Source organism: Pseudomonas sp. HC1(2025), assembly GCF_058742075.1.
This window is the reverse complement of sequence record NZ_CP196017.1, coordinates 4,618,129-4,641,933: the sequence shown is the minus strand read 5'-3', so window position 1 is coordinate 4,641,933 and position 23,805 is coordinate 4,618,129. Positions and strand designations below refer to the sequence as shown.

The 23,805-nt window shown below is 60.6% G+C and carries 24 protein-coding genes; 18 read left to right on the top strand and 6 right to left on the bottom strand.

Features of this window, described 5'->3' with window-relative positions:
• Positions 1-56: 56 nt before the first annotated feature.
• Positions 57-1,193 (bottom strand): OpgC domain-containing protein, encoded by a 1,137-nt coding sequence (locus ACSSVH_RS20810; RefSeq protein WP_170041811.1) that lies wholly within the window; start codon positions 1,191-1,193, stop codon positions 57-59.
• 263 nt (positions 1,194-1,456) lie between these two features.
• Here ACSSVH_RS20810 and ACSSVH_RS20805 point away from each other — a divergent pair, with 263 nt between their 5' ends.
• Genes ACSSVH_RS20805 through ACSSVH_RS20795 form a run of 3 tightly spaced genes read left to right on the top strand, consistent with a single transcriptional unit; the run spans position 1,457 to position 4,280 of the window.
• Positions 1,457-1,831 (top strand): GtrA family protein, encoded by a 375-nt coding sequence (locus ACSSVH_RS20805; protein ID WP_492633671.1) that lies wholly within the window; start codon positions 1,457-1,459, stop codon positions 1,829-1,831.
• The gene (locus ACSSVH_RS20800; RefSeq protein WP_170041813.1) at positions 1,828-2,763 is read left to right on the top strand and encodes a glycosyltransferase family 2 protein; all 936 of its coding nucleotides are present in this window, start codon (positions 1,828-1,830) and stop codon (positions 2,761-2,763) included. Before ACSSVH_RS20805 ends, ACSSVH_RS20800 begins: the two co-directional genes overlap by 4 nt.
• 23 nt (positions 2,764-2,786) lie before the next feature.
• The gene (locus ACSSVH_RS20795) at positions 2,787-4,280 is read left to right on the top strand and encodes a glucosyltransferase domain-containing protein (RefSeq protein ID WP_492633670.1); all 1,494 of its coding nucleotides are present in this window, start codon (positions 2,787-2,789) and stop codon (positions 4,278-4,280) included.
• Positions 4,281-4,318: 38 nt separating this feature from the next.
• Here the strand turns inward: ACSSVH_RS20795 and ACSSVH_RS20790 are convergent, their stop codons facing one another.
• Complete coding sequence (locus tag ACSSVH_RS20790; protein ID WP_169954475.1) at positions 4,319-4,603, bottom strand: putative quinol monooxygenase; 285 nt, start codon at positions 4,601-4,603, stop codon at positions 4,319-4,321.
• 11 nt (positions 4,604-4,614) lie between these two features.
• Positions 4,615-6,234 (bottom strand): FMN-binding glutamate synthase family protein, encoded by a 1,620-nt coding sequence (locus ACSSVH_RS20785; protein WP_169954474.1) that lies wholly within the window; start codon positions 6,232-6,234, stop codon positions 4,615-4,617.
• Positions 6,235-6,512: 278 nt separating this feature from the next.
• On the opposite strand from ACSSVH_RS20785, the gene ACSSVH_RS20780 reads away from it, so the two are divergent.
• The 4 genes from ACSSVH_RS20780 (at position 6,513) to ACSSVH_RS20765 (ending at position 9,436) form a co-directional block, all read left to right on the top strand.
• Positions 6,513-6,785, top strand: a complete 273-nt coding sequence (locus ACSSVH_RS20780) for a type B 50S ribosomal protein L31 (RefSeq protein ID WP_169954473.1) — start codon at positions 6,513-6,515, stop codon at positions 6,783-6,785.
• A gap of 142 nt (positions 6,786-6,927) precedes the next feature.
• Entirely contained in the window at positions 6,928-8,256 is a 1,329-nt protein-coding gene (gene nosR / locus ACSSVH_RS20775) for a response regulator c-di-GMP phosphodiesterase, NosR family (protein ID WP_169954472.1), read from the top strand.
• Positions 8,257-8,358: 102 nt separating this feature from the next.
• On the top strand, positions 8,359-8,772 hold the full coding sequence (locus ACSSVH_RS20770; RefSeq protein WP_169954471.1) for an NUDIX hydrolase: 414 nt from the start codon (positions 8,359-8,361) through the stop codon (positions 8,770-8,772).
• A 25-nt stretch (positions 8,773-8,797) separates the two neighbouring features.
• Positions 8,798-9,436 (top strand): LysE family transporter, encoded by a 639-nt coding sequence (locus ACSSVH_RS20765; protein WP_169954470.1) that lies wholly within the window; start codon positions 8,798-8,800, stop codon positions 9,434-9,436.
• Between the two features lie 4 nt (positions 9,437-9,440).
• Here the strand turns inward: ACSSVH_RS20765 and metR are convergent, their stop codons facing one another.
• Positions 9,441-10,358 (bottom strand): transcriptional regulator MetR, encoded by a 918-nt coding sequence (metR, locus tag ACSSVH_RS20760; RefSeq protein WP_032859924.1) that lies wholly within the window; start codon positions 10,356-10,358, stop codon positions 9,441-9,443.
• Positions 10,359-10,540: 182 nt separating this feature from the next.
• On the opposite strand from metR, the gene ACSSVH_RS20755 reads away from it, so the two are divergent.
• From ACSSVH_RS20755 to ACSSVH_RS20735, 5 genes are all read left to right on the top strand, one after another.
• Entirely contained in the window at positions 10,541-11,560 is a 1,020-nt protein-coding gene (locus ACSSVH_RS20755; protein ID WP_492633669.1) for an alpha/beta fold hydrolase, read from the top strand.
• A 61-nt stretch (positions 11,561-11,621) separates the two neighbouring features.
• Positions 11,622-12,275 (top strand): DsbA family oxidoreductase, encoded by a 654-nt coding sequence (locus ACSSVH_RS20750; protein WP_169954468.1) that lies wholly within the window; start codon positions 11,622-11,624, stop codon positions 12,273-12,275.
• A 191-nt stretch (positions 12,276-12,466) separates the two neighbouring features.
• Positions 12,467-13,387 carry an arginase family protein gene (locus tag ACSSVH_RS20745; RefSeq protein ID WP_170041821.1) on the top strand — a complete coding sequence of 307 codons (921 nt, stop codon included), beginning with the start codon at positions 12,467-12,469 and terminating at the stop codon, positions 13,385-13,387.
• Entirely contained in the window at positions 13,384-13,764 is a 381-nt protein-coding gene (locus ACSSVH_RS20740) for a DMT family transporter (protein ID WP_169954466.1), read from the top strand. Before ACSSVH_RS20745 ends, ACSSVH_RS20740 begins: the two co-directional genes overlap by 4 nt.
• A gap of 11 nt (positions 13,765-13,775) precedes the next feature.
• Positions 13,776-14,174 (top strand): EamA family transporter, encoded by a 399-nt coding sequence (locus tag ACSSVH_RS20735; RefSeq protein WP_170041958.1) that lies wholly within the window; start codon positions 13,776-13,778, stop codon positions 14,172-14,174.
• A 154-nt stretch (positions 14,175-14,328) separates the two neighbouring features.
• On the opposite strand, the gene ACSSVH_RS20730 is transcribed toward ACSSVH_RS20735, so the two are convergent.
• Positions 14,329-15,093 (bottom strand): MipA/OmpV family protein, encoded by a 765-nt coding sequence (locus ACSSVH_RS20730; RefSeq protein ID WP_170056798.1) that lies wholly within the window; start codon positions 15,091-15,093, stop codon positions 14,329-14,331.
• A 230-nt stretch (positions 15,094-15,323) separates the two neighbouring features.
• Between ACSSVH_RS20730 and ACSSVH_RS20725 the strand changes: the two genes are divergently transcribed.
• The 6 genes from ACSSVH_RS20725 (at position 15,324) to ACSSVH_RS20700 (ending at position 22,645) form a co-directional block, all read left to right on the top strand.
• Complete coding sequence (locus tag ACSSVH_RS20725; RefSeq protein ID WP_170041824.1) at positions 15,324-16,022, top strand: MtnX-like HAD-IB family phosphatase; 699 nt, start codon at positions 15,324-15,326, stop codon at positions 16,020-16,022.
• Positions 16,015-17,409, top strand: a complete 1,395-nt coding sequence (locus ACSSVH_RS20720; protein WP_057958587.1) for an aspartate aminotransferase family protein — start codon at positions 16,015-16,017, stop codon at positions 17,407-17,409. The genes ACSSVH_RS20725 and ACSSVH_RS20720 overlap by 8 nt, the downstream gene beginning before the upstream one ends.
• Positions 17,406-18,260 carry an alpha/beta fold hydrolase gene (locus tag ACSSVH_RS20715; RefSeq protein WP_169954463.1) on the top strand — a complete coding sequence of 285 codons (855 nt, stop codon included), beginning with the start codon at positions 17,406-17,408 and terminating at the stop codon, positions 18,258-18,260. Before ACSSVH_RS20720 ends, ACSSVH_RS20715 begins: the two co-directional genes overlap by 4 nt.
• A 95-nt stretch (positions 18,261-18,355) precedes the next feature.
• Positions 18,356-19,483: a GNAT family N-acetyltransferase gene (locus ACSSVH_RS20710; protein ID WP_170056800.1), complete on the top strand. Its 1,128-nt coding sequence runs from the start codon at positions 18,356-18,358 to the stop codon at positions 19,481-19,483.
• Complete coding sequence (locus ACSSVH_RS20705; protein WP_169954461.1) at positions 19,480-21,258, top strand: sensor histidine kinase; 1,779 nt, start codon at positions 19,480-19,482, stop codon at positions 21,256-21,258. The genes ACSSVH_RS20710 and ACSSVH_RS20705 overlap by 4 nt, the downstream gene beginning before the upstream one ends.
• Entirely contained in the window at positions 21,248-22,645 is a 1,398-nt protein-coding gene (locus ACSSVH_RS20700) for a sigma-54-dependent transcriptional regulator (RefSeq protein WP_169954460.1), read from the top strand. The genes ACSSVH_RS20705 and ACSSVH_RS20700 overlap by 11 nt, the downstream gene beginning before the upstream one ends.
• An 821-nt stretch (positions 22,646-23,466) precedes the next feature.
• On the opposite strand, the gene ACSSVH_RS20695 is transcribed toward ACSSVH_RS20700, so the two are convergent.
• Positions 23,467-23,805, bottom strand: coding sequence for a GlpM family protein (locus ACSSVH_RS20695; RefSeq protein ID WP_057438356.1), 339 nt, complete (start codon positions 23,803-23,805; stop codon positions 23,467-23,469).

The following is a 23,805-nucleotide window of genomic DNA, read 5'->3' as shown; positions in this document are numbered from 1 at the left end:
TACCTTTCACGATAAGTGGAAGGCAGATGGAAGCACTGCGCATGCGCGCCCGGGGCCTAACTATTTAACGGGCGGCCCTCACTGCGTTGGGCCTGGTTCAACTGCTTGTTGAACTCCAGCCACGCCGCCAGCCCGGCCATCAACACCAGGCCCAGCAGCGCACTGAATATCTGCATCGGCCAGGCGTCGTCGACCTGGGCGTTGAGCATGTCCGCCAGCGGCGCCAGCAGCACCCCCAAGCAGAACACCTCCAGGGAGTAGCGCCCCATGCGGCAGCTTTGTTGCGCCAGCCAGTTTTGCGTCCAGCCCCGGCCGGGCAGCAGCTTGGCGGTGACATAGGCCAGGGCCAGGAAGTGCAGCAGGCGTACCGGCGACAGGTCGGTCTTGCTGATGGGGTACAGCAGCTCGCTCAACACGGCCGGCATCACGGCATCGTGGATTTCGGGCCAGCGCCAGGACAGGGTGATCACCCCAGCCAGCAGCGTATAGGCCGCCGCGCCAAGAAACAGCGGCTGCCTGTGCAATGGCCGGGTTTGCGGTGCGCGGGGCATACCTGCGCGGATTGCCGCCGCACCGCCGAGGACGAACAGGAACTGCCAGGTCACCGGATTGAAGTACCACACGCCATCGGCAATCGCCGCCAGGTTCCAGCCCAGCCGTGGCGCCAGCAGGTACACCACCATCGACACCACTACCACCGCCAGGGGCTTGCGTACCAGCACCGGCAGCACCAGCGGCAAGCCCAGCAGCAACACGATATACAGCGGCAACGGGTCCATCAGGTTGGGCTTGAAGCGCAGCAGCAATTCATCGGTCAGGGCTTGTTGTGGGTTGGTGATGAAGTGGGTCAGGCCCATTTCCTGCACCAGGTCGCGGGTTTCTACCTTGCTGTTGGCGAAGAACACGATGCCCATCAGCATCGCCAGCAAAAAGATATGCACCACATACAACACCCAGGCGCGGCGCAGGATTTTCAGGCAGGCCATCGGGTAGCCTTCGCGCTGCAACACCTTGCTGTAGGCCAGTACCGAGGCGTAGCCGGCGAGGAACACAAAGACCTCGGCGGCGTCGCTGAAACCGAAATTGCGCAGGGTGATCTGACCGAGCGGGTTGTGGGGCACGTGATCCCAAAAAATGAAGATCAACGCCAGGCCCCGAAAAAAATCGATGCGCGGGTCGCGTCCGTTAAGCATGGCTGCGGGCTCTTGAACAAGTCGTTAAGTAATGACCCGGGATGGTCGGCAATGGTACGCGCCGTACGTCGGGCCGGCGCAGGTTGGCGGTATTTGTAAGCAATTGCAAAGGTTGGGTATTACTGAATGTCTCAATTGCCCGAAAGGGTCATGCCGTTGGTCGTATAAGCGCTGCTACCTGTTATTTCTGACAGTAGACGGGCTTTTGTGAGCATGGCTTGCTTGCCTATCGGCTGCGATAGGCAACGAGGCGTGATGGTGGCATGAGCAGACTATGGATAGGGTTCTCCAGCTATACGGTGATTGGCATCGCCAACACAGTGATCCACTGGCAGCTTTTTTTCGTGCTCCGGGCAGCGCTTGACCTGAGCCAGGCCTTGAGCAATTTCCTGGCGTTTTGCGTGGCGGCGAGCTTCTCGTTTTTTGTGAATGCCACGTTCACCTTTGGGGTATCCGCTTCGCTTGGCCGCTACCTGTTATTCATGCTGTGCCTGGGCAGTTTGAGTCTGGTGGTCGGCTGGATGGGTGACTATTGGCGATTGCCCGGCCTGGTCACGGTGGCGGTGTTTTCCCTCAGTAGCCTGTTGTGTGGCTTCCTGCTGTCCAAGTACCTGGTGTTTCGCAGGCCTGAATCATGAGGCTTTCGCTGATCGTGCCGTTGTTCAATGAAGAACTGGCGATCGAGCCGTTCTACCAGGCCATACGCCGCGAGCCATCGCTGCTGGAGCATGAGGTCGAGATCGTCTTTATCAACGATGGCAGCACCGACCGCACGCTGGAGATCGCCAGGGATATCGCGCTGCTTGATCGCAACGTGGTGCTGATCAACTTTTCGCGCAACTTCGGTAAGGAACCGGCGTTGTTTGCCGGCCTTGAGTACGCCAGTGGCGAGGCGGTGGTGCCGATGGACGCCGACCTGCAAGACCCGGTGGAGGTGGTTGCTTGCCTGATCGAGAAATGGCAGCAGGGCGCCGATGTGGTCCTGGCCAAACGCCGCGACCGCTCCAGCGATGGCTACCTAAAACGCCACAGCGCCTCGCTGTTCTACCACCTGCTCAATCGCATCGCTTACACCCATATCGAAGAAAACGTCGGCGACTTCCGCCTGATGGATCGCAAGGTGGTGGACGTGATCAAGGCGCTGCCAGAGCAGCAACTGTTCATGAAGGGCGTGTTGTCCTGGGCAGGGTTCACCGTGGCGATTGTCGAATATGACCGGGCCTCACGGGTGGCTGGCCAGAGCAAATTCAATGCCTGGAAGTTGTGGAACCTGGCGCTGGAGGGCATCACTTCGTTCAGTACCTTGCCGTTGCGGTTATGGAGTTATATCGGTGCCGGTATTTCGTTATTGGCACTGGGGTATGCGGGGTACCTGATTGTCGACAAGTTGCTGTTTGGCAATGAGGTGCCGGGGTATCCGTCGTTGATGACGGCGATCCTGTTTCTGGGGGGTGTGCAACTGATCGGAATAGGCATATTGGGGGAGTATGTGGGGCGGATCTATATGGAGGCTAAGCATCGGCCGAGGTATGTAGTGAAAGAAGTAGTTCGGAACATGGCTCGGAGGTAGGTGCGATGTGGAATCAAAGGGAGTTGAGCCGAAAAGAAATAATGATAGTGTTTGTAGTGCTTTCCTTCGCTTATATTTATCCACTTGTTCATGCGGACTATGCCTATGTCGATGATAATTGGCGAGCTTTGCATCAGGCGCAAGAAGCGTGGAAAAATCAAGGCCGGATCTTGCTTGAAGTGTTGCATAGGGTCTTGACGTTTACCGGTGGTACAACCAATATATTTCCTCTGCCGCTGTTGATATCTGTATTCGCACTTGCATTGGCCATGACGCGGTTGACCCTGTGGTATTTTACTCGCCCCTGTATTTTAAGTTGCCTGGTGGTGTTGCCCATTTTATGCAACCCCTTTTTCTTGGGCAATCTGACTTATCAGTTTGATGGTCCAGGCATGGTGTTGGCGGTTGTTGCGATCATTTATGCAATTACCTGCACTATTGAGCATGTGGTTTATCGGGGTTTTGCATCCGCATTATTGATAGCTATTTCATTGAGCTTGTACCAGCCCACCCTGTCGCTGTTTGTTGGCTTGAGCATTGTTGAATTCGTCTGTGGAGTAAAAAATAGGATTTCTACCGTTAAAGCTTTGTCATTAGCTACGCAGAGGTTTGTGCAACTGACTGCAGGAAGCCTGATCTATGCTCTGACTGCCTACCAGTTGACTGTGGATGGGCGAGGAAACTTGAGTGTTTTTGACGCTAGATGGCTTGAGGTAGCGGGTCAAAAACTGATCTTCGCTATGGAACAGGTTGGTCTATTGGTTAACCCTGGGGCAATTTATTTTACTGTTTTGTTGCTGGTTGTCGCGACGTTTGCGTTTGTTTTATTTATGAAAAATATCGTTGATATGCCAGGAGGAGTACTCAGCAGAGTTATAGTGCTGGCTGTGTATTTGCTTGGTTTTCCAATATTGCTGTTAAGTATCCCTGGCGTCATGCTGTTTCTCGTGGAGCCAAATCTGGATGCAAGAAATTACATCGGATTTTCCGCTGTCTTGGTTCTTGTCTTGTATTTGAACTATGAGGTGCTGGGGCGAGCTTGGCTAGCCGCTCGATGGGTGTTGGTAGTTCCGGTGTTGTTCATGTTTGCCTTTTGTTATGCCTATGGACAGGTAATTATCGCGAAAAAAGAGCTTGAGATGGCGATGGCTCAATATATTGCAAAAGACATTGTTTCGGAAAAACAGCTGGGATTGGTACCGGTATTTTATTTTGTAGGTCCACAAACGGGAGGTAACTGGCTACCTCGGGGGCACGATGCCATGACCTATATGCCAGCACTGAGGTATATTTTGAGTAATGCTAACGTCTTGCTGCATCCTCACTTTTTTCCTCGGTTGGGAATCAATAATGTTGTTGGCGGTAAGCGTGATGTTTTTAACAAGTTGGTTGCTTTAAATGGCGTGGGTTCGCCTGTGGTGGACAGTAAGTTCTATTCGATTTATGTGACCTCTGAAGGGGGATACATTGTCATGAAAGAAATACGCGATTCTGAAAACTACAATGACATCCCCTAGAGCCGCTGCCGAATCGATGATCGGCAGCGGGAGATTATTTAAAACCCATCCATCAACAACACCCGGCAAGGCCTGGCCTGATACGCATTGATCTGCGGCACCAGGCGGGTGAAGTGTTCGGTCTGGCAGTGCGCATCCAGCGCGGCCTGGTCGGGCCATTGCTCGATAAAGATAAAGTGCCCCGGGTCTTTCTGGTCGATGAACAAGTCGTAGGCAATGCACAGCGGTTCCTGGCGGGTTTTTTCCACCAGTTCGGCGTACCAGGGGCGCACGGTGTCCAGGTGTTCGGGTTGGATAAAGTCTTCAGCAATAACTTTCAACATCAGATCGGTCCTTAGGCAGCTTCTACTTCATGGGGCTCGAAACTGTCGGCTCGCGCCATCTGCCACATACGCGAATAAAACTCGCCGTTCACTTCGCCGGTCAGCAGTTCCCCAGGCTTTAAGAACACATGCAACTGCGAAAACAGTTTGATCTCGGTGGCCGACATGCGCCGCACCAGGTGCTTGGCCGACAATTGCGACGGATGATCAAGGCCGGCCGCCGCGAGCATTTCCGCCAGGGCCTTGAGGGTGTTGCGGTGGAAGTTGAACACCCGCTGGGCCTTGTCCGGCACCACCAGTGCGCGTTGGCGCAAAGGGTCCTGGGTGGCCACGCCGGTCGGGCATTTGTTGGTGTGGCAAGACTGCGACTGGATACAGCCGATGGCGAACATAAAGCCCCGGGCCGAGTTGGCCCAGTCGGCGCCGATGGCCAGCACGCTGGCGATATCGAAGGCGCTGACGATCTTGCCGCTGGCGCCCAGTTTGATCTTGTCGCGCAGGTTCAGGCCCACCAGGGTGTTGTGCACAAACAGCAGGCCTTCGCGCAGGGGCACGCCGATGTGGTCGGTGAATTCCACGGGCGCAGCGCCAGTGCCGCCTTCCTTGCCGTCGACCACGATAAAGTCCGGCAGGATCCCGGTTTCCAGCATGGCCTTGGCAATGCCCATGAACTCCCACGGGTGGCCCAGGCAGAACTTGAAGCCCACCGGCTTGCCGCCCGACAGCTCACGCAACTGGGCGATAAAGTGCATCAGTTCAATCGGCGTGGAAAACGCGCTGTGGCGGGATGGCGAGATGCAATCTTCGCCCATCAAAATGCCGCGGGTCTCGGCGATTTCCTTGGTCACCTTGTGCTTGGGCAGAATCCCCCCGTGACCGGGTTTGGCGCCCTGGCTCATCTTGATTTCGATCATCCGCACTTGCGGGTTTTGCGCCTGCACGGCAAAGCGTTGCGGGTCGAAACGGCCGTCGCTGGTGCGGCAGCCGAAGTAGCCGCTGCCCAGCTCCCAAGTCAGGTCGCCGCCGTTTTCCCGGTGGTAGGCACTGATGCTGCCTTCGCCAGTGTCATGGGCGAAGTTGCCGAGCTTGGCCCCCTGGTTGAGGGCGCGGATGGCATTGGCGCTCAACGAGCCGAAACTCATCGCCGAGATATTGAACACCGACGCCGAATACGGCTGCGTGCACTGCGGGCCGCCGACCATCACGCGAAATGCGCTGGGGTCGCTCAACGGGGCCGGGCGCATGGAGTGGCCGATAAATTCGAAGCCGGACTGATACACGTCGATCAGGGTGCCGAAGGGTTTGTCGGCGCTTTCATTCTTGGCCCGCGAATACACCAGCGAACGCTGGGCCCGGGAGAAGGGCAGGGCATCGCTGTCGGACTCCAGCAGGTACTGGCGGATTTCCGGGCGGATGCCTTCCACCAGGTAGCGGATATTGCCCAGGATCGGGTAATTGCGGCGCACCGCGTGGGGGCTTTGCAGCAGGTCGAACACGCCGATCAGGCTGAGCACGCCGGTCACCAGGGTAAAGGGCCACAGCCATTCGTGTTGGATAAAGGGGAGGCTGGCGAGGGTGAAAATCACACACACGGCAAAGAATGCATAACGGCTAAGCAACGACAGGCTCATACGGTTTCCTTGGGTTCGGACTCTTTCTAACCTGCGGGAGCCGGCTGGCCGGCAATGGCGTTTTCGATCGCGCTATCGCTGGCAAGCCAGCTCCTGCAAGGATCTCCAGGCTATGGATGCCTGTGCTCTCACGGAGTCCCAGCTTACGGGCGAGGTCCTTGCCGGGGCAACCACATAGAACCCGGGCTTCTATCGGTATTGCAATACGTTCTCGTTTGGGTGCATTATTTGTGTTACTGTATAACGTATTGATTCTGCCCAAACGCCCTGGAGGCCCTATGAAAGCTGGTATCCATCCCGACTACCGCACCGTGCTGTTCCACGATACTGCCGCCGATGTGTTTTTCCTGATCGGCTCCACAGTCGACACGGACCGCACCTACCAACACAGCGATGGCAACACTTACCCCTATATGGCCCTCGACGTGTCCAGCGCATCCCACCCGATCTACACCGGCCAGCAGCGCAAGACCCAGGTCGAAGGACGGATTGCTGGCTTCAACAAGCGCTTCGCCTCGTTCAGTTCGTCCGGCAAAGCAGCTGAGGCCTAAGGGGCTTAAGGCACACTGGTGGCAAATGGCATCATTTAGCCACTATCGACTGAAAACTGACTAAACTACTAGGTAATAGCCAGGAGGCTGTTACCTTGACCGTAGGAAGCGCACACCGACGCGACTAGATCCGAGGTGTCCCGTGGGAGAGTCAGTTACCTTTTCTGAAACCGATCGTCCCGTGGTGCTGTTGATCGACACCCACCCGGACGTGCATGACCGCCTCGCGCAGCTGCTGCGCCTGGAGCCCTTTGAACTGTGCAGCGCCACCACGGCGGCCGAGGCCCTGGCCATTCTGGCGCGCCAGCCCGTGGACCTGGTGATGAGTGCCGCACGCCTGCCGGATATGGACGGGGCCACGCTGCTGGCGCAGATCCATCACGCCTATCCCCAAACGGTGCGCCTGTTGTTGACCGGCGAGACTGACCTGACCCTGATCATCAAGGCGATCAACGAAGGGCAGATCTACCGCTACCTGAGCAAACCCTGGAAGGATGAAGAACTGCTGCTGGCCCTGCGTCAGTCCCTGGCCCACCAGCATTCCGAACGGGAGCGCCTGCGTCTTGAGCAACTGATCCGCCAGCAGAACGAGGAGCTCAAGCAACTCAATGCATCCTTGGAAAAACGCGTGGTTTCGCGCACCAGTGAATTGCAGCAGACCGCCGACATGCTCGACCTGGCCTACGAAGAACTCAAGCACAGCTACGCCACCGGCACCGAGGTGTTCTCGCTGCTGGCCAACCTGCGCCTGCCGCGCAGCAAGCAGACCAATCGGCAGATCATCGAGCTGGTCCGCACCTGGTGCGTGCTCCATGGCCTGGACGATGCCAGCAGCCGCGACCTGACCATGGCTGCGGCGCTGTACAACATCGGCAAGTTGAGCTGGAGCGACAGCATGATGGTCGCGCCCTCGGACTTGCTGCACAGCACCGACCGCGAGCGCTTTCGCGAGTACTCCACACAGAGCGAGTCGCTGTTGATGACCCTGGAGCCGATGAAGGACGCCGCGCGGCTGATCCGCCATCACCAGGAACGCTGGGACGGCAGTGGTTTCCCCGACCATCTCAAGGGCGAGGCAATTCCCTTTGGCTCGCGCCTGCTAAAGCTGGCGGTGGACTTTATCGAACTGCAGCGCGGCCTGATCCTTGAGCGGCAGATGAACAGCGACGAGGCGCTGCTGTACATCCGCAAATACGCCGGGCGCCTGTATGACCCGGACATGGTCGAAGACTTCGTCCAGGCCTGCGCGGCCTTCCTCAGCGACGTGACCCTGGGCGACCCGATGGTCAAGGTGCTCGGCACTCGCGAGCTGGCCGAAGGCATGGTCTTGGCGCGCAACCTCAATGCCGACAACGGCATGCTGCTGCTCAACGCCGGCAAGGTGCTGAACCTGCCGCTGGTGGACAAGTTGATCGCCTTTGAAGCCATGGAGGGCGCCAAGTACAGCGTGTTCATCAAGGAAGCCGAGTAACCCGAAACTCTGTAGGAGCCGGCAAGCCGGTTCCTACATTCATTGCGAGGAACAGGGCAGCCGTGTGATCCTTTGCGCCCTTTACTCCAAGGCGTTTTTTTCATGTCCAAGACCATCCGTATCGCCGCCGCCCTGTTGATCGGCAGCGACGGCCAGACCCTGCTGGTGCGCAAGCGCGGCACCCAGGCCTTCATGCAGCCGGGCGGCAAGATCGACGCGGGCGAGCAACCGGCGCAGGCCCTGGCGCGTGAGCTGCACGAAGAACTTGGTCTGCGGATCGACCCGGCAGCGGCGCAGTACCTTGGCCACTTCTCGGCGCCAGCGGCCAATGAGCCGGGGTTTACCGTGGAGGCCGAGTTGTTTGAAGTACGGATCGATGTGCCGGTGACACCCGCCGCCGAGATCGAAGAAGTGCGCTGGATCGACCCGGCCGGCGATGGCGGCCTGCAGTTGGCGCCCTTGACACGTGACCTGATCCTGCCGTTCTATCGCGCATCGCTGACTACCACTGCCTGAACTGTCGGGCGCAAAGGACTGAGCCGTGATCCCCCTCAATGACCTGCTGATTTTTGCCGCCGCCTCGCTGCTACTGGTGCTGACACCCGGCCCGAACATGATTTATTTGATCTCCCGTTCGATCTGCCAGGGCCGCAAGGCCGGGGTGACGTCGTTGCTGGGGGTGGTCGCGGGTTTTTTTGTACACCTGTTTGCCGCCGCTGCCGGTTTGACCGCGGTGTTTCTTACGGTGCCGGTGGCCTATGAAGTGCTGAAATGGGCCGGCGCGCTGTACCTGCTGTGGCTGGCCTGGCAGGCGGTGAAACCGGGCGCGCGTTCGCCGTTCGAGGCCCAGCAACTGCCCGCCGACTCACCGCGCAAGCTGGTGACCATGGGCTTTTTGACCAGTGCGCTGAACCCGAAAATCGCGGTGTTCTACCTGTCGGTATTCCCGCAGTTCATCACCCCGGAGCACGGCTCGGTCTTCACCCAGAGCCTGATGCTGGGCTTTACCCAGATCAGCGTCAGCTTTGTGGTCAACCTGCTGATCTCGCTGTGCGCCGCCAGCATCGCCGCCTGGTTTATCCACAACCCCACGTGGCTGGCGGTGCAGCGTTACTTCATGGGGTTTGTGCTGGCCGCCCTGGCGGTGCGCCTGATGCTGGAGCAACGGCGCAGCGCGTGAGCCGTCACCGCACCGCGCTGACCCCATCCAGGGTCGAAAACGACGTGTCCTTGGCCGTCAGCAAAAAGTCGCGCATGTACGGCGCATCCAGCATATCTGCGCGGATCCCGGCGTACAGCGTGGCGAACAGACCCTTCTCCCCCAGCCGCTTGGCCTTCACATAACCCCGCGAGCTGTACTCGTGCAGCGCCCAGTGGGGCATGCCACACACGCCGCGTCCGCTGGCCACCAGTTGCATCATCATCACCGTCAGCTCCGAGGTGCGCACCTGGGCGGGTTCGACGTCGGCCGGTTCCAGAAAACGGGTGAAAATGTCCAGGCGGTCGCGCTCCACCGGGTAGGTGATCAAGGTTTCGCTGAGCAAATCCTCGGGCACGATGTACGGCTTGTTCGCCAGGGCGTGCTGGTTGGCCACGGCGAGCATCGCTTCATAGGTGAACAACGGCACATAGGTGATGCCCGCCAGCTCTAGCGGGTCGGAGGTCACCACCAGGTCCAGGTCGCCACGGGCCAGGGCTGGCAGCGGGGCGAAGGCAAAGCCGGAGGCCAGGTCCAGCTCGACTTCCGGCCAGGCATCGCGGAACTGGTCGATGGTCGGCATCAGCCACTGGAAGCAGCTGTGGCATTCGATCGCCATATGCAGGCGCCCGGCAGTACCGCCGGCCAGGCGCGCAATATCCCGTTCGGCACCGCGCAGCAGCGGCAGGGTGGCATCCGCCAGTTGCAGCAGGCGCAGGCCGGCGCTGGTGAAGCGCACCGGCTTGGTCTTGCGCACAAACAGCGGCATGCCCATGCGCTCTTCCAGCTCCTTGAACTGGTGGGACAACGCCGACTGGGTCAGGTGCAGGCGCTCGGCGGCTTCCACCAGGCTGTCGGCTTCGCGCAAGGCGTGCAGGGTCTTGAGATGACGGATTTCGAGCACGGGCTCTCCATGAAGACAATTTGTGACAAGTTCGGATAGCGTGAGTTTGTCTCATGTTGGCAAATCTGTCGACCATGACCGCTGGGCGCTCTTCATCAAACTGTCACGTAAATGTGGCAGCGCGCTTGAACAAACTTCATCAGACTCGCGCTCTACTGGGGTTCTGCGTTTCGGTGTTTTTCATGCGCGTGTTGCTTTTACTGGCTGCCTTACTGGTCGGCCTGCCGTCTTTTGCGGCGTCTCGATGTGATGTCAATGTCCCGACTGAGCGGGTCGACCTGGACCAGGTGAGCCTGGCGTACCAGAGCATTGGCCGTGCTTCTGACCCAGCGTTGCTGCTGGTGATGGGCTTGGGCGGGCAGTTGATCCATTGGCCGGACGAGGTGGTGGTCGCCTTGTGCCAACAAGGTTTTCGGGTGATCCGCTACGACAACCGCGACGTCGGCCTGTCCACCTGGCGCCAGCCGCCCGCCAGTGCCAACCTGACCTTTGAAGTGTTGCGCTACAAACTCGGCCTGCCGGTGGCCGCGCCCTACACCCTGACCGACATGGCCGACGACGCCCTGGGATTGATGGATGCGTTGCAGGTGCGCCAGTTCCATGTGCTGGGCGCGAGCATGGGTGGGATGATCGCCCAGCACCTGGCGGCCATGGCCCCGCAGCGCGTGGAAAGCCTGACCCTGATCATGACCAGCTCCGGTGCCGAAGGCCTGCCTGCGCCGAATGCCGCGCTGGTACAACTGTTGTCACGGCGCAGTGCGCCCAACCGCGAAGTGGCCCTGGAGCAGCAGGCCGACTTGCTGGCGGCCCTGGGCAGCCCCGAGGTCAAGGATGATCGCCAGGCGTTGTTGCAGCAGGCTGCGCAGTCCTATGACCGGGCGTTCAATCCCGAGGGTGTGAAGCGCCAGATCATGGCGATCCTTGCCGAACCGAGCCGCGTGCCGCTGCTCAACCAACTGCGGGTGCCGACCCTGGTGGTGCATGGCACGGCCGATCCATTGCTGCCGGTGATGCATGGGGTGCACCTGGCGGCGCATATCCAGGGCAGCCAGTTGCGGCTGATCCCGGGTCTGGCCCATCGGTTCCAGGAAGCGTTCAAGGCGCCGTTGCTGGCGGCGGTGTTGCCGTACCTGCAAGCCCACCGCGAAGAGGCGGCGCATTGGGCGCAGGTTGATCCCGCGCAGCCTTCCAAGGTTTTATGAGCGGCGCGTAGGGGTGTATGGTGCGACATTTATGGCGTGTAATGCCTGCGAGGTTGCCTGAATGAGTACTTCCCTGAAAATCGATTTCGTCAGCGACGTGTCCTGCCCCTGGTGCGTCATCGGCCTGCGCGGCCTGACCGAGGCCCTGGACCAGCTGGGCGCCGAAGTGCAGGCCGAGATCCACTTCCAGCCGTTCGAACTGAACCCGAACATGCCTGCCGAAGGGCAGAATATCGTGGAGCACATCAGCGAGAAATACGGCTTCACTGCCGAAGAGTCCCAGGCCAACCGCGCGCGCATCCGCGACCTGGGCACCGCGTTGGGCTTTGCGTTCCGTACCGATGGCCAAAGTCGTATCTACAACACCTTCGACGCCCATCGCCTGCTGCATTGGGCTGGGCTTGAGGGCTTGCAGTACAACCTCAAGCACGCGTTGTTCAAGGCTTACTTCAGCGATGGCCAGGACCCGTCCGACCACGCCACGCTGGCAATCATTGCCCAGAGCGTTGGCCTGGACCTCAAGCGCGCAGCCGAGATTCTGGCTTCGGACGAGTACGCCGCAAAGGTGCGCGAGCAGGAGCAACTGTGGGTATCGCGCGGGGTGAGTTCGGTGCCGACCATCGTGTTCAACGACCAGTACGCGGTCAGCGGCGGACAGCCGGCTGAAGCGTTTGTGGGGGCGATCCGCCAGATCATCAACGAAGCCAAAAGCTAACAAACACCACCGGCCAAAGGTGGGAGCGGGCTTGCCCGCGAAAGCGGTATATCAGCTAAGTATCTCTTAACTGACCCACCGCCTTCGCGGGCAAGCCCGCTCCCACATTGGCTCCTGGCCCATCCCTTGCATTACCCCCCTAAAGCCCAGCCGGCATGCGGTTGGGCACTGCCAAGGGGTGAAACATTACCTTGAATATTCTCGATCTCGACCACAGCCTCACAGCCCAGGCACCCATTGCCCGGCGTCTGGCCAGTGGTCAGGCCACGCGCCTGGATTTGCTCGACCTGGGTCCGAAACTGCGCCTGTGGTCCACCGAAAAAACCTGGAAACGCTTTGCCCAGCGCCTGGCCCAACGGCCCCGGCCAAGCACGGCGCGGCCGGAAATCTTCTTTGTCGGCTCCGGCGACTACCACCACCTGACCCCGGCCTTTCTCGCCGAAGTGCAAGAGCCGATCAGCCTGATCCACTTCGACAACCACCCCGACTGGGTACGCCTGGCCCCGCGCCGGCACTGCGGCTCGTGGGTCAACCAGGCCCTGAAGATGCCGGCGATCAAGCGCATCGTCACCCTCGGCCCGTGCAGCGATGACCTGCACAACCCGCAACTGCGCGGTGGCAATCTTGGCGCCCTGAAGCGCGGGCACCTGCAGTTGTTTCCCTGGCAGCACGCGCCGTCGAAAGTCTGGGGCCGGGTTGGGGATGGCGCCGGCCATGCACAGCAGGAAAACCACCTGCACTGGCGCAACCTCGCTGAGCTCGACTGGCCTGCATTCCTTGAGCAAATGATCGCCAGCCTGCCCACCGAGGCGGTATGGATCACCCTCGACAAGGACGTGCTAGCCAGCGAAGACGCGGCCACCAATTGGGACCAGGGCGGCATGCGCCTGACGCACCTGTTGCAAGCCCTGCGTGCGTTGGCGGCGAGCAAGCGGATTATTGGCATTGACGTGTGTGGCGAGTTTGCCCGGCCTGCGTTCAGCAACGCGTTCAAACGCTGGGAAGCCAAGTCCGACCAGCCACCGGCCGAACGCTGGAGCGACGACGACCTGCTGCGTAACGCGACCACCAATGAAGCGTTGATCAACCTGTTCGAGGAGCTGTTTCCGTGACCCTGACCGTGGTGTTGTTGGTGGCCATTTCCATCGTGCTCGATGTGATCGGCCAGTTGTGTTTCAAACTGGGCCTGGACCGCTTGCCGGAGCTTTCCGGCGGGTTTCGCCTGAGTGCCTTCTGGGGCCAGGTGTTCAATGCGCCGTTGCTGTGGGCGGGCATCGGCGCCTATGTCATCGAATTTTTCGTCTGGCTCGAAGCCTTGTCCCGTGCGCCGTTGAGCCTGCTGTTCCCGGCCGCCGCGCTGGCCTATTGCGGGGTGGTGCTGGCGGGCAAAGTGGTGCTGGGCGAAACCGTCAGCCGCCGGCGCTGGTTGGGCACGATGGTGATTACCGCCGGCGTGATGTTGGTGGCTGTAGCAGGAGCACAATCATGAGTGCGCAAGAGATGACTATCCGTCCGGAAGGCTGGCTGCATGGGCGCCTGGGCACGGTCGTGTTATGGGCGCTGTTGATCCTCACCGAAAGCGCCGGGCAGCTGTTTACCAAGGTGGCCGGCGATCAAATAGGGCAGATGGATTTCAGTTGGCAGTGGTTGGCGGCGGTGGCGGTCAACCCGGGGATCCTGGCGGCGATTGCCTGCTATATCGGCGCGTTCTTTGTGTGGATGCTGATCCTGCGACGCAGCAGCCTGTCCCTGGCCTTCCCCTTGAGTTCGCTGGTGTTTGTGGTGGTGTTGCTCGGCTCCTGGCTGGGGTTGGGCGAGCACATCAGCTTGCTGCATTGGGTGGGCGTGGTGGTGATTATTGGCGGGATTGCACTGCTGGCCGAGGGCGAAGAAAACTGAGTTCCCTGTGAAATACGGACTAAATGTGTGAGCGGGCTTGTGTGGGAGCTGGCTTGCCTGCGATGCAGGCGCCTCGGTGTCTCAGTTACACCGCGGTGATGCTATCGCAGGCAAGCCAGTTCCCACATTTTGATGGGTGTCGCCCTTGAGACAATCAATCGAAGGTATAGCTGATCGCCGTCTGCACCTGTCCCTGGTTGACCTCGCCGGTCTGGCGCACGATGCTGCTGTCGGCCGCCGATCCCAGCAGATGCACCCAACTGGCACTGGTCAGTAACGTCCACTTCGGTGCCAGGGGGATCTGCAAGCTCTGGGTCAGGGTCAGGTTCTGGAACCCGCCGCTGGCGCTGTACGGACGGATCCCGGAGTCTGTCGCCTCATGCTCATCCACCCCGAAAAACGTCTGGGCCTGGCGGCCGTCGGCAAAATGCGCGACCAGGCCCGTGCTGCCAATCACTGCGCCGCCCAGCGGGTAGCCCAACTCCCCACCCAACTTGCCGAGCACGCCGCTCTGCTCGCGGGCACCGCCCACAGCCCGGCCCAGTTGCGCATAGACCCGCCAGAAGTCGGCAGGCGCGTACTGGATAAACCCGCCGACCTCGGCCATGTCCGACACATCCCGCAAGCCCTGTAGCGGCCCGTTGGCCGTGCGTCCCGGCAAGTAATTGAGGTACGGCCCGGCACTCAAGCCATTGCGGTTGAGCGCGCGCCAGGTCAGGCCGTCATCGGTATCGAGGCTGACATCTCCCCAATCCAGATCGAAGTAAGGCACAGGCACGGTCTGATAACGACTGGCGGCGGGTTCCCGTGGCTGATAGCTCAAGCCCAGGCCCACCTCGCCGCTGATGCCGGCCGCCGCTGCCGAGTCCATCCACAGCCCCAGGACGCCGGCGAATACCAGCGAAGTCACCCTGAACATATTGCTTGCTCCTCTTGCAAAACATGCGCGCATGAACGCGCAGGCGCGGGGGCTTGTGCAAGCACTCATGTTGTTTGTAGCGACCTACAAAATTTGTAGCTTCGCCGCAGCCTTTATCACCCATCCATGCCCGCGAGCCCCAGCCCTGATGGGTTTTGCCCACTTGGCACAGTCCCTGCTCTATCCCTGGTAACGGCGCATCAGCGCGCTAGCATCCAAGGTAAACGCAGATGAATGACTGGCATATCGTGTGTGACTTCGATGGGACCATCACACCCACCGATGTCATCGACAATGTTCTCCAACGCTTCGCCGGCCCCGAATGGGAAACCATCGAGCAGCAATGGCTGGATGGCCATATCGGTTCGCGCGAATGCCTGAGCCGCCAACTGGCGCTGATCAAGGCGAGCCCGGCCGAACTGCTGGCGTACTTCGACACCGTCGAGATCGACCCGGACTTCCCGGACTTCGTCGACCATGTCCTGGGCCAGGGCGCGTCCCTTGAGGTGGTCAGCGACGGCATCGAGCAAGGCATCGCGCGGATCCTTTCGCGCAACTACGTGACCCTGCTGCCGATCATCGCCAACCGCCTGCGCCAGGTTGACCAGAACAGCTGGCGCATCGACTTCCCCCATGCCAGCGACGCCTGCCGCGCGGCCTCGGGCAACTGCAAATGCAAGTCCACCCCGCGTAACAAACGGGTGTTGGTGATCGGCGACGGCAAGTCCGATATGTGCGTCTCGACCACCGCCGATTTTGTCTTCGCCAAGGGCAGCCTGGCGCAGTACTGCCAGGCCCACGAGATCCCCCATCTGCGCTTCGACACCTTTGCCGAACTGCCGGCCTTGCTGGCCAAGCTGCCCCAGGGCATCGCCGCCAACGCCACCCATTTCACTTTTGAAAATCAGGAACTCTTTCATCATGTCTGATATCCGTATCGCTACCGCCGAAGACCAGGTTCTGCTGGATAAAGAAGCCAAATACTGCTCCTACGGCGACACCGTCCACTACATCGACCCTCCGCGTATCTTCAGCCGTTGCGAAGGCTCCTACGTGTGGGACACCGAAGACCAGGCCTACCTCGACCTGCAAATGTGGTACTCGGCGGTCAACTTCGGCTACGCCAACCCGCGCCTGAACAATGCGCTGAAACAGCAGATCGACACCCTGCCGCAAATCGCCAGCCAGTACCTGCACAAGGGCAAGATCGAGCTGTCGGAAATGATCGCGGTGGACGCCAAGAAAAAATTCGGCCTCGATGGCCGGGTGCATTTCAACGTCGGCGGTTCGCAGTCCATCGAGGATTCGCTCAAGGTCGTACGTAACGCCACCAACGGCAAGAGCCTGATGTTCGCCTTCGAGGGCGGCTACCACGGGCGCACCCTTGGCGCGTCGTCCATCACCTCCAGCTACCGCTACCGTCGTCGCTACGGCCACTTTGGCGAACGCGCCAACTTCATCCCGTTCCCGTACCACTTCCGTGGTCCCAAGGGCATGACCAAGGAAGAATACGGCAGCCACTGCGTGCAGCAGTTCGCGCGCCTGTTCGAGACTGAATACAACGGTGTGTGGGACCCGAAAGTCGGCCAGAGCGAGTACGCAGCGTTCTACGTCGAGCCGATCCAGGGCACCGGCGGCTACGTGATCCCGCCGATGAACTTCTACAGCGAACTCAAGCAGGTGCTCGACCAGCACGGCATCCTGATGGTGGTCGATGAAATCCAGATGGGCTTCTGGCGCACCGGCAAGTTGTGGTCGATCGAACACTTCGATGTGCAGCCGGACGTGATCGTGTTCGGTAAAGCCCTGACCAATGGCCTCAACCCCCTGGGCGGCATCTGGGCCAAGGAAGAGTTGATCAACCCGAAAGTCTTCCCGCCGGGTTCCACCCACTCCACCTTTGCCTCCAACCCGCTGGGTACGGCGGTGGGCCTGGAAATGTTCAAGATGACCAGCGAAGTCGACTACGGCGCGATGGTCATGGCCAAGGGCAAATACTTCCTGGAAGGCCTGCAAGAGTTGCAAAAGCGCTTCCCGATTATCGGCGACGTCGATGGCCTGGGCCTGGCCCTGCGCTGCGAAATCTGCGGCCCCGATGGCTTCACCCCGGACAAGGCGACCCTGGACTACATGGTTGACGAGGGCATGAAAGGCGACATGCTGGTCGACGGCCAGAAACTCGGGTTGATCCTCGATGTGGGCGGCTACTACAAGAACGTGATCACCCTGGCGCCGTCCCTGGAAATCAGCTACCCGGAAATCGACCTGGGCCTGAAGCTGCTGGAGCAACTGCTGACCCGAGCGATGAAGCGGTGAGCCTGGCCGATATCGATCTCGGCGAAGGCAACGCCGGCTTCGTTCTCGGCAACGGTCCGGTCGGGGTCTTGTTGATCCACGGCCTGACCGGCACCCCGACCGAGTTGCGTCGGGTCGCCCAGGGCCTGGCCAAGGCGGGCAACTGCACGGTGTACGTGCCCACCCTGGCCGGGCACTGCGGGGGCAACGAAGACCTGCAGGCCACCGGCTGGCGCGACTGGTACGAGGGTGTGCGCAAGACCTTTGTCGGCGTGCAGCAGCGCCATGCGCAGGTGTTCGTCGGTGGCTTGTCCATGGGCGCGGTGATGTCGATGTACCTGGCCTCGGAGTTTGCGGGCCAGGTCGCCGGGTTGCTGATGTACTCCACGACCCTCAAGTACGACGGCTGGAGCATCAACAAATTTGCCTTCATCACGCCGTTGCTGATCCGTATTCCGTTCGGCGTGCGCCTGTTCCGTTTTACCGAGAAGCCGCCCTACGGCATCAAGAACGAACGCTTGCGGGCCATCGTCGAGCGGCAGATGAAAGAGGGCGAGAGCAGCGAGGCCGGGTTGTTGACCATGGAGGGCGTCACCGTACGCGAGCTGCACTGGATGAACGCGGTGGTGAAAAAACGCATGCCGTCGATCAAGACCCCGGCGCTGGTCCTGCACTCCATCGAGGACGACATCACCAGCCGCTGGAACGCCGACTACGTGGAACGCCACCTGGGCGGCCCGGTGACCAAGATCCTGTTGGACAACTGCTACCACATGATCACCGTTGACCTGCAATACCGGCGGGTGATCGAGCTGAGTGCGGACTTTATTGAACAACACACCACCCCTGTGGACGAATATCTCCGGGCTTGACACCGCCCCCTGTGGGAGCGGGCTTGCCCGCGATGGTCGTGAACGATGACGCATATGGCCCGGTTTACGCGGTGTTTTTAGATGAAGGAAACGCTGTGATCAGCACTAAAGCCTATTCAACTATCCAAGCCATCGACCGCAGCGCCTGGAACGACTGCTTTCCCCAGGCCCTGGAAGATTGGGACTACTACGTTGCCGTGGAAAACGCCGCCATCGAGGATTTCCAATGGCGCTACCTGGCCCTTTATGAGGATGGGCAACTGCTGGCCGTTGCCCCGGCGTTCATCACCCATTACCGCCTCGACACCACCGTGTCGGGCATCGCCAAACGCTTTACCCAACGCCTGGAGCGCTGGCGGCCCGGGGTTTTGCGCCTGGGCCTGTATGCGATCGGCTCGCCGGTGGCCGAGCAATGCCATGCCGGTGTCGCCAGCCACGTGCCCGCTTCACGCCGTGGCGCACTGTTGGCACACCTGCTGGCCGCCGCGCGCCGAGATGCCGATGCCTTTGGCATCGGCTTGCTGGCCGTCAAGGACGCCCCGACCCTGGACCCGGACTGGGCCGACAGCTGCAAGGCTGCCGGCCTGCACAGCATGCCGAGCCTGCCTACGGGGCTGTTGCCGCTGCCCTACGGTTCGGTGGATGCCTACCTGGGCTCCCTGGGCAAATCCACGCGCAAGGACTTGCGGCGCAAGATGCGCGCGCCGGGGCCGCAGGTGGAGTGGCGGGACAATATCGATGATGTGCTGCCGGATATCATGCGCCTCTACGAGGCCACGCTGGCCCGCGCTGACCTGCAATTCGAACGCCTGCCCGCCGGGTATTTCAGCCAGGTGCTCGCCCAGCTTGAACAACGGGCGCGCTGTGTACTTTACTGGGTGGACGGGCAACTGGTGGCGTTCAACCTGGTGCTGCTGGACCAGCACCGGCTGATCGACAAGTTCTTTGCCCACGACCTGGCCCACAGCCGCGAACATAACCTGTACTTTCGCAGTTGGCTGACCAACGTCGACTACTGCATCGCGCACAATATTGCGTTGTATGAGTGCGGGCAGGCTGGGTATGCCAGTAAGCTACGCCTGGGCTGCGAGTTCGCGGGTAATGCGCTGTTCTTCCAGCATCGCAACCGCCTGCTCGACACCCTGCTCAAGCTGGTAAGAATGTTTATTCGCCCGGACCGATCCGACCCTGCCATGGCTGCTGCAATAAGCGAAACCCGATGATTGCCAAAACCCGCCAGAAAGCCCGCCCGTTTGCCATTTCCCGCTGGAGCCTGCAGCGCAAGCTGGTGTTGGCGTTCTGGCTGGTGACGGTGATCCCGACGATGATCGCCGCGGAGCTGGCAGCCACCACCCTGTCGCAGATTTTCGACAGTAACGTGCGCATCTGGCTGCAAGAGTCGACCCGCATCGTCAAGGATGAAGTCAGCGACATCCTGCACGACAACGCCCGTGTCGCGCAGATCTTCCTGCGGTATGTGCGTCCGCCCTCCAGCCATGAAGCGATGCGTCATGACCGTTTGATCGCGGACATTGCCAGCGCCACTGATATTGACGTGGTGACGCTGATTCGCAGCAGTGACAGCAAGGTGATGTTCAGCACCGTGGGCGATGATGTGGTGAAACAAATCAGCCTCGCCCCCAATGCCGTACTGCAAACCGTGCAGGTCGGCGGCGTGGCCACCGGGGCCGTGATTTCGTCGTTCGAGACCAGCCAGGATGGCGTCGACTATGAACTGCTGGTCGGCACCTACCTGGACAGCAGCTTCCTGACCAGTGTCGCCGAGGTGCATTCCCTGGACTTGCGCCTGTACCTGGCCAATACCGATGGTTTCTCGGAGATCTTCTCTACCCAGCGTTTTGAAGACCACCCGACCCGCGTGCCGAAATCCGTGGAAACCCTGCTGCGCAGCACCAAGCAGCCCAGCGAACAGTTCACCAGCAACTACAGCGGCCTGTACTGGCCGATCTTCAATGACACCGGCGAGTTGCAGGGTGTGATCTTCAGTGGCCTGCTGCGCCACACCAGCCTGGTGGGGCTGGTGAACCAGAGCAATCTGTTCGTGCTGATCTTCCTGCTCAGCTCCGCTTTGTCCCTGGGCGCCGGGGTGCTGGTTTCCCGGCACCTGACGCGGCCGCTGCGCGAGTTGTCCCAGGGCGTGAGCGCGGTGATCAGCGGCAACTACCAGCACCGCGTGGCCGTCACCGGCGGTGACGAGTTGGCGCAACTGAGCAGCACTTTCAACCACATGACCGAACGCCTGGGTGAGTTGCATCACCTCGAAGCGCAACTGCGGCGCCGCGATCGCCTGCATGCCCTGGGCGAAGTGGCGATGGGCCTGGCCCATGAAATCCGCAACCCCCTGGGCATCATCAAGACGGCGACCCAACTGCTGCACCGCCGCGCCGATCTACCGGAGACCGACAAGCGCCACCTGGAATACGTGATCAGCGAAGTCAGCCGGATCAATGACCTGATCACCGACTTCCTCGACTTTGCCAAGCCCAGCGAACCGCTGCGCAGCCAGCAACTGGCGCGGCCGCTGGCGCAAGAAATCCTCGGTTTCTGCGCGCCGGAGCTGGCCAGTCATGCCATCGACGCGCACCTCGACGACCAGGCGCCCGGCGCGACCCTGTATGTGGACGCCAAGCAAATCAAGCAGGCGTGCCTGAACCTGATCCTCAATGCCGTCGATGCGATGCCCGAGGGTGGGCGCCTGACGTTGGGTATCAGCCGCGTCGAACACTTCACGGTGATCAGCATCAGCGACAGCGGCCCGGGCATCGCGCCGGAAATGATCGAGCGGATCTTTACCCCCTTCGTCACCACCAAGGCCTCGGGCACCGGCCTGGGCCTGGCGAAAGTCTACTCAATCATGGAAAGTCACGATGGCCGCATCGAGTGCACCAGCGAGAAGGATGCGGGTGCTACCTTCAGCCTGTACATACCGGCCAACGGTGAAGATGACGGCGACGACGAGGACAGTCATGACGCATAACATATTGGTGGTCGACGACGAGCCCAAGCTCTGCGACTTGCTGGCGTCGGCCCTGAGCCAGAACGACATCCAGGTGTTTATCGCCGGCAACGGCCTGCATGCCCTCAAGGTGCTGGAGCAGGAAGACATCGACCTGGTGATCAGCGACTGGCGCATGCCCGGCATGGACGGCCCGCAACTGCTGGCCGAGATCAAGGTGCGCTACCCGCAGTTGCCGGTGATCGTGATGACGGCCTACAGCACGGTGAAAAATGCCGTGCAGTCGATGCGCAATGGTGCCTACGACTACATTGCCAAGCCCTTCGATATCGACGAGCTGGACATCACCGTGGCCAAGGCCTTGCAGTTTCGCGACATCATGCGCGACAACGCACGGCTGCGCGCCGAGCTTGATGAGCACGCCCAGTTCGACAGCCTGGTGGGTGACAGCCCGGCGTTTCGTCGGGTGTTACAGGCGGTGGATTCGGTGCGTGAGAGCAATGCCACCATCTTGCTGACCGGCGAAAGCGGCACCGGCAAGGAAATGGTCGCCCGCGCCATTCACAAGCATGGCAACCGTGCAGACAAACCCTTTGTGGCGGTCAATTGCGCGGCGATCCCCGAAGGCTTGCTGGAAAGCGAAATGTTCGGTCATCGCAAAGGCGCGTTTACCGGCGCCGTGGCTGACCGGGTAGGGCGCTTCATGCAGGCGGACAAGGGCACGCTGTTTCTCGACGAAGTAGGCGATATGCCCTTGGCGTTGCAGGCCAAGATCCTGCGCGCCTTGCAGGAGCGGGTGATCGAGCCGGTGGGTGACCCGCGTGAACGCAAGGTGGATGTGCGGGTGATCGCCGCCACCAACAAGAACCTTCTGGACGCGGTGGCGAACAAGGAGTTTCGCGAGGATCTCTACTACCGTCTCAACGTCTTCCCGATCCCGCTGCCCGCCCTGCGCGAGCGTGTCGAAGACATCGCCCCCCTGGCCCGGCACTTTGCCCGCAGCCTGAGCGCCACAGCCGGCAAACGCATCACCGGCTTCAGCGCAGATGCCTTGCAGGCCATGGCCGCCTACAACTGGCCGGGCAATATCCGCGAGCTGCAAAACTGCGTGGAGCGCGCGACCATCGTGGCGGCCAGCCCGGTGATCGAGGACATTGACCTGCCGGCCTATCTGTTCGCGTCCCAGCCGACGGCGGGTGATGTGACGACGATTCTCAGCGAAGGCCCGGGCGTGCCTCGGGACCTGGATGCGGCGCTGGCAGAAGTGGAGAAGGCGTACATCCTGGCGGCGTTGCAGGAGAGCAATGGGGTGCAGGCGGCTGCGGCGTCAAGGATCGGGATCTCCGAGCGCAGCTTCTGGTACCGCTTGAAAAAGCTCGGCATCCAGATTGACAAGATCGTGCGCTGAGCCCTGGGAGTCACACAGCTCCCACAAGGGATTGGGGAAGCACACTGAGCAAATGTAGGAGCTGTCGAGCTTTAGCGAGGCGGCGATGCAGGCAACTAGGTTTTGCAGGTGTACCGAGTTGATCCTATCGCAGCCTCGCCGGGGCTCGACAGCTCCTACAAGGGATCGGGGATACACACTGAGCAAATGTAGGAGCTGTCGAGCTTTAGCGAGGCGGCGATGCGGGCAACTGGGTTTTATGGGTGTACCGAGTCGATCCCATCGCCGCCTCGCCGGGGCTCGACAGCTCCTACAAGGGATCGGGGAGGCACACGGAGCAAATGTGGGAGCTGTCGAGCTTTAGCGAGGCGGCGATGCAGGCAGTTCGGTTTTGTAGGTATACCGAGTCGATCCCATCGCCGCCTCGCCGGGGCTCGACAGCTCCTACAAGGGATCGGGGATACACACTGAGCAAATGTAGGAGCTGTCGAGCTTTAGCGAGGCGGCGATGCGGGCAACTGGGTTTTATGGGTGTACCGAGTCGATCCCATCGCCGCCTCGCCGGGGCTCGACAGCTCCTACAAGGGATCGGGGAGGCACACGGAGCAAATGTGGGAGCTGTCGAGCTTTAGCGAGGCGGCGATGCAGGCAGTTCGGTTTTGTAGGTATACCGAGTTGATCCTATCGCAGCCTCGCCGGGGCTCGACAGCTCCTACAAGGGATTGGGGAAGGACACTGAGCAAGTGTGGGAGCTGTCGAGCTTTAGCGAGGCTGCGATGCAGGCAGCTCGGTTTTATGGGGGTATCGAGTTGGTCCAGTTCCCACAGGGGAGCGGTGGAGTGTCAGGCGTGGATTCGAATCCACACACTCACCAGCACCGTCGCCGCCATCAACCACGCCACTGCGGCCACCGCCAGCGAGGCCTCCAGGCGCATGCGATCGACCATCACGTACAGCGTCGCCAGGTACACAAAGTACGGAATGATCGACCACATGCCGAACACAATGGTGGTCTTCAGATCGTCTACCGAGCGGCCCTTGCCGACGATGTAGTGGGCGATCAGGGCAAAGGTCGGAAACAGCGGCACCAGGCCGGCGATGTAATAGTTCTTGGTTTTGGCCAGCACCGCCAGGAGCAATACCACCGCCGCACCGAGGGCGGCCTTGAAGACTAAATCCAC